The sequence below is a fragment of the Reyranella sp. genome, from assembly GCF_050185545.1.
In the GTDB taxonomy this organism is placed as follows: domain Bacteria; phylum Pseudomonadota; class Alphaproteobacteria; order Reyranellales; family Reyranellaceae; genus Reyranella.
The window spans coordinates 2,701-8,586 of the sequence record NZ_JBFWZI010000254.1 but is presented as its reverse complement, the minus strand read 5'-3'; the positions used below and the strand labels follow the sequence as shown (position 1 = coordinate 8,586).

The following is a 5,886-nucleotide window of genomic DNA, read 5'->3' as shown; positions in this document are numbered from 1 at the left end:
TCGGTGCCGAACAGGTCTCCGCCGTAAACGTGGATGGCCCCGGTTGGCCGCGAGATCGGGTTTATCACCGAATGGATGATGTCGGCTCCGAACGTCACGGCATCTCCCGTCGAGATCGACCGGGCGCCGGCCGCTTCGATGCGCCCGTCGGGCCGATCGGGCAGGCGGCGCCACAGGATGTTGTCTTCCCGGCCGTCGTAGATGCCGATCACCGACCACATGCGATGATCGTGCGGCATGATGATCATGTTGGCCGGCCAGATCAGGTTGACGACCGTCATCTCCGGCGAGCGATGCAGGATGTCGATGCCGCCGGGCTTCGGCTCGCCCAGGCCCCGCTTGACGGCGGCCGGCTCGGAAACCGTGCGGGCGACGAGGTCGCGGACGGCCATCGCCGCCTGCTTGTTGCCGAGGGCGGCCTGGCAATCGGCGACGAACTGATCCCTGTCGAACATGCTGGACCTCGCGGAAGACTGTGCACGGAGACTGCGCAACGGGCCGCTTATTGTGTAACGTCTGCCGGGATGCTGTCGACGTCGCAGGAGCGGCTGCTGCGCTACTGGGGGCTCAACATGGCAATTGCCATGGAGCAGTCCGGCGGCGCGGCGTGGCCACTGTTCGGCTATGGCAAGGCCCTGTTCCTACGGTTCGCGCTGGTCGCCGGCGCGATCTTCATTCCAGGGTGTCTCCTGTTCATCATTCTCGACATCAACGCCGGCCCGCTTGTCGATGCGCTGAAAGTCGTCTGCGCTGCCAGCACGCTGGGCGGCATGGTCGGTTTCTGGTGGAGGCGGCCGAATCGGAATTGAGGCGCCGCCGGCGATTGCGCGCGGTTTGGCGACGCCGCTAGCATTCCAACATGGATGGACCTCTCGCCGGCCTTCGCGTCCTCGATCTCACTTCCGTTCAGATGGGTCCGTGGTGCACGCGCATCGTCGCCGATCTCGGCGCCGAGGTGATCAAGGTCGAGGCGCCGGAGGGCGATTCGAGCCGCTACACAGGCGTGCCGCGTCATCGCGGCATGAGCGGCACCTTCCAGCACAACGCCAAGGGCAAGCGCTCGATCGCGCTGGATCTGAAGCGGCCGGAGGCCAAGGAGGCGATCCTGCGCCTCGCCGCCGGGTGCGACGCCTTCGCCTCGAACATCCGCCCGGCGGCGCTCGAGCGGCTGGGCCTCGACTACGACCCGGTGCGCCGGGCCAATCCGGCGATCGTCTATCTCAGCATGGTGGGCTACGGCACCGGCGGTCGCTATGCCGGCCGCCCGGCCTACGACGACCTGATCCAGGCGGCGTCGGGCGTCACCATGCTGCTGCAGCGCTCGACTGGCGAGCCGCGCTTCATCCCCATGGCGGCGATCGACCGGATTGTCGGCGGCGCGGCGGCCAATGCGTTGCTGGCCGGCCTGCTGGCCAGGGAACGGACCGGCGTCGGCCAGCGCATCGAGGTGCCGATGTTCGAGACCATGGTCCAGTTCGTGCTGTCGGAGCACCTGCAGGGCACCACCTTCGACCCGCCGACCAGCCCGCCCGGCTATCCGCGCACCCTGTCGCGCTCGCGCAAGCCCTACGCCACGAAGGACGGCTTCCTCGCGGTGCTGCCTTACAATGACGGCCAATGGCGGCGCTTCTTCGAGGCGGTCGGCAAGGGCCACATCCTGAAGCAGGACCCGCGCTTCGCCGACATCACCGCGCGCACCGCCAACATCGACGAGCTCTACGACATGATCGGCGAGGAACTGAAAGGCCGCAGCACCGGCGAATGGCTCGAGCTGCTGCAGCAGGCCGACATCGCCTGCATGGTGCCCCATACGCTGGAGTCCCTGCTGCACGATCCGCACCTCGAGGACCGCGGCTTCTTCGTCTTCCAGGATCATCCGTCGGAAGGGCGCATTCGCACCATGGCCGAGCCCACCACCTGGTCGGAAACCCAGCCTCAGAGCGGAAAATTCGCCCCGCGCCTCGGCCAGCACACCCGCGAGGTCCTGGCCGAGGCGGGCTACGGCGAGGCCGAGATCGACGCCTTGGTTGCCGATCGGGTGGCTTTCACCGACCAGCGCAGCTGAGTTCGCTGGCCCGTGCCGGGCAGCGCGGCCGGGTTCGCTGGCTCGCCTGTGGTTTTCGCATACGACGGGAACGGTCCGGGCCTGTACGCTGGTCCCGAGTTCCCGGCATGGCCTGGGCCATGTCAGGCGTTCCGAAGTCATCGCGGAGGTCTCGATGGGCTACGATCTCGTCATCAGGAACGGCACGGTCGTCGACGGCACCGGCGCCAGGCGCTACCAGGCCGACGTGGCGATCACCGGCGGCAAGGTGGCCGAGATCGGCAAGGTGACCGAGGGTGCCAGGCGCACCATCGACGCCCATGGGCTGGTCGTGGCGCCTGGCTTCGTCGATCCGCACACCCACTACGATGCCCAGATCTGCTGGGACGGCGCGGTGACGCCGTCGTCGTGGCATGGCGTCACCAGCGTGGTGATGGGCAATTGCGGCGTCGGCATTGCGCCCTGCAAGCCCGAGACGCGCGAGGTCGCCATGCGCGACCTGGTCAACGTCGAGGGCATTCCGTTCGACGTGCTGAACAAGGGCATCACGTGGGACTGGGAAACCTTCCCGCAATTCATGGACGCCGCCGCGGCGCGCAACCCCTCGCTCAACCTCGCCTTCCTCGCGCCGCTGACGCCGTTCCGCCATTACGTCATGGGCGAGGCCTCGATGGAACGGTCGGCCACGCCTGAGGAGACCGCGAAGATCGCCGCGCTGATCGGCGAGGCGGTCGATGCCGGCGCGCTCGGCTTCTCGAGCACGACGCTCAACCAGCATATGGGCTTCGAGGGCAAGCCGCTGGCCTGCCGCAATGCCAGCCGCGAGGAGATGAAGGCCTACGCCAATGCGCTCAAGGTGCGCGGCAAGGGCGCCATCGAGATCGCGCTGACCCGCCAGGTCGGCGTGCTCGAGCAGGACCAGTGCGAGCTGCTCGACTTCCTGCTGACCGAGAGCGGCCGGCCGGTGACCTTCATCGCCCTGTTCGATCGCGACGACATCCCCGAAGCGGTGCGCGACACGCTGCGCCGCGCCGCGCCGATGATCGCCAAGGGTGCCAGGCCGCAGACCTCGCCGCTGCCGCTGACGCGCGAGATCGACATGAACAACCCGTTCTCCTTCGCCGCCTTCCCGGCATGGAAGCGGGTGTTCGCCGACACCTCGAAGGAGGCGCAGAAGAAGGTCTATGCCGACCCGGCCTTCCGCAACGCCTTCCGCGAGGATCTCAGGAATCCTCTCGCCTTCGGCAACTGGGGCCGCATCGGCGTCCACGCCGTGCGCAATCCGGCGCTCAAGGCGCTCGAGGGCAAGTCGATCGCCCAGGTCGGTCAGGAGCAGGGCAAGGACGGCGTCGACGCCTTCCTCGACCTGGTGCTGGCCGACAACCTCGAATGCGAGCTGACCATGGCCTCGTGGAACACCCGCGAGGACCGCATGAAGGAGCTGCTCAACAACAAGGCCATCCTGATGGCGCTGGGCGACGGCGGCGCGCATGTCGACATGCTGTGCGACGCCGGCTACCCGACCTACCTGCTGGGCACCTGGGTGCGCGAGAAGCAGGCGATCACGCTCGAGGAGGGCGTGCGCAAGCTGACCTCCGATCCGGCCGACCTGTTCGGCCTCGCCGACCGCGGCCGGCTGGCCAAGGGTGCGCCGGCCGACATCGCCATCTTCGATGCCGAACGCATCGGCTCGACCAATCACGGCGAGCGCCGCTTCGACCTGCCGGGCGGCGCCAAGCGCATCGTCATGCCGTCGAACGGCGTCGAGTACACCGTGGTCAACGGCGCCGTCACCTGGGAGCAGGGCAAGCTCACCGGGGCCAAGGCCGGCAAGGTCCTGCGCGGATAGGCGAGGGGAGCGAGCCGCCTTCGGATTGGACCGCGGGCGTCTCGCCCGCTCATGAGAAGAGCGGGCGAGACGCACCCGGTCCGGTCTGACGACCTCCTGATCGTCGCCGCATCGCGCGGCTGACCACGATTTTGTCACAGGCGGCGCGCTGGTGTCGGCGCCGCGGGCGTATGAGGAAAGCGGCATGAAGGAGGTTCCGCTCGTCGCGGCGCTCGTCCTGGCGCTGCTGGCCGGTTCGTCGGCGCCCGGCGGCCCGGAGCGGTTCTCCGAGTGGGTCAGCGCGGAAGAGCGGATGCTGGGCGCGCGCGAGGCGGATCTTCCCGTCACGCGCGAGGTCGCCGTCGACGGGACCGTGCTGGGTCTGGCCGACCTGGCGCTGCTGCGGGCAAAGGTGAGCCCGGCCTTGGCAGCGGAGCTGCGAGGGGCCTTTGCCGCCGCCCTCGACCTCGCGCGCGACGTCGGTCCGGGCGACACCTTCCATATTCGTTACGCCGAAACGCGGACTCCCCGAGGGGCGGCGATCGCGCGCCGGCTCCTGTGGGCCGAGTTCCGGACCACCGGCAAGGGCAGCGTGGCCGTGCATCGCTTCCGCGGCCGCGACCAGGTCGAGCGGCTGTGGTTCGCCAACGGGACCTCGACGCGCGCTCCGGCCCTGCGCATGCCGCTCGACGCCGTGGTGGTCTCGTCGCGGTTTGGTGTGCGGCCCGACCCGTTCGAACAGGCGGCCGCGGCGTCGGCCAGGACCGCCTCGACCGCCAGCCTAAAGCGCCGCGGGCCGACCAAGGCGGCTGCCAGTGCCGACGCCGTTCCCAGGATCACCGTCGACACGCCGCTCAGCGTGCTGCTGGGCGAGGAGCCGTCTCCGGCCGCGGCGAAGACGGCCCCGCGCGGCCTCTGTCCGTCGTGCCTGCACATGGGCATCGACCTCCTGGCGCCGGCCGGCACGCCGATCCATGCCGCCGCCGACGGCGTCGTCGCCGGCGCCGCGCCGAACGGGCCCTACGGCAACTGGGTCCGCCTCGAGCATGCCGGCGGGCTCGTCACCGTGTACGGCCATCTCAGGGACTTCGCGGACGGCATCCGGCCTGGCCGCAAGGTGGTGCGCGGCGACATCATCGGCTTGGTCGGCAGCACCGGCCACTCGACCGGCGCCCATCTCCATTTCGAGCTCCACAAGGACGGCCGGGCGGTGGATCCGCTGGCCAGCCCGGCCTTCAAGCCGGAACGCCTGCACGGGCCGGAACTCGACCGCTTCCGCCGCCAGATCGCCCAGTCGCTCGCGCAGCGCGATGTCCGCTCGTCTCCCCCGTAATCGGGGGAGGGCTTCATCGCTCCCAGCGATGACTCGGGACGTCAACCCGCCGTGTAGGGCTGGCCCCAGCGATCCTGGTAGACGAAGTCGGTGAGCGGGCCGCGGCCGACCGGGCCGAACTTGCCCATCGGGTAGCCGATCGGAAGGATGGCGTAGGAGTGCACGCCCTCGGGCAGGCCGAGCGCCTTGTCGGCCTCCTTCTCGAACAGCATGTGGCGCGTCGTCAGCGTGCAGCCGAGGCCCAGCGCGCGCGCCGCCAGCAGCATGTTCTGCACTGCCGGGTAGATCGAGGCGCCGGACATGCGGTTGGGATTCGGCCCGTCCTCCAGGCAGGCGACGATCCACACCGGCGCCTCGTGGAAGTGCTCGGTAAGGTATTCAACTGCCGAATGCTGGCGCTTGTAGCCTTCCCTGGTCGCGCCGGGCGGCGGCTCGCTGCTGGCGTAGCGCGGGCCGATGATCTCGTCGTAGGCGCGCTTGTACCAAACCTGCACCGCCTCCTTGATCTTGCGGTCCTTGATCACCAGGAAGCGCCAGCGCTGGCTGTTGCCGCCGTTCGGCGCGCAGACGCCGGCGCGCAGGATCTTCGCGATCAGGTCGTCGGGCACCGGGTCGGGCTTGAGGCGGCGCATCGAGCGCAGGGTTTCGATGGTCTCGAACAGGTCGGGCATGCGGTCCTCC

At 69.2% G+C, this 5,886-nt stretch carries 5 protein-coding genes and 1 pseudogene; 4 read left to right on the top strand and 2 right to left on the bottom strand.

Annotation, left to right across the window (positions count from 1 at the left end):
* Positions 1 to 455: pseudogene (locus AB7O82_RS35045) on the bottom strand (hypothetical protein); the annotation flags it as partial.
* Between the two features lie 69 nt (positions 456 to 524).
* On the opposite strand from AB7O82_RS35045, the gene AB7O82_RS35040 reads away from it, so the two are divergent.
* The 4 genes from AB7O82_RS35040 to AB7O82_RS35025 all read left to right on the top strand — a co-directional run bounded on the left by AB7O82_RS35040 (position 525) and on the right by AB7O82_RS35025 (position 5,205).
* Complete coding sequence (locus AB7O82_RS35040; RefSeq protein ID WP_428554755.1) at positions 525 to 809, top strand: hypothetical protein; 285 nt, start codon at positions 525 to 527, stop codon at positions 807 to 809.
* Between the two features lie 50 nt (positions 810 to 859).
* A complete protein-coding gene (locus tag AB7O82_RS35035) occupies positions 860 to 2,065 on the top strand; it encodes a CaiB/BaiF CoA transferase family protein (protein ID WP_428554758.1) in 1,206 nt (401 codons plus the stop codon).
* A 154-nt stretch (positions 2,066 to 2,219) separates the two neighbouring features.
* On the top strand, positions 2,220 to 3,893 hold the full coding sequence (locus AB7O82_RS35030) for an N-acyl-D-amino-acid deacylase family protein (RefSeq protein WP_428554761.1): 1,674 nt from the start codon (positions 2,220 to 2,222) through the stop codon (positions 3,891 to 3,893).
* Positions 3,894 to 4,077: 184 nt separating this feature from the next.
* Complete coding sequence (locus AB7O82_RS35025) at positions 4,078 to 5,205, top strand: M23 family metallopeptidase (RefSeq protein ID WP_428554764.1); 1,128 nt, start codon at positions 4,078 to 4,080, stop codon at positions 5,203 to 5,205.
* 41 nt (positions 5,206 to 5,246) lie between these two features.
* Here the strand turns inward: AB7O82_RS35025 and AB7O82_RS35020 are convergent.
* The coding region (locus AB7O82_RS35020; protein WP_428621545.1) for a nitroreductase family protein at positions 5,247 to 5,886 on the bottom strand (640 nt) is incomplete at its 5' end.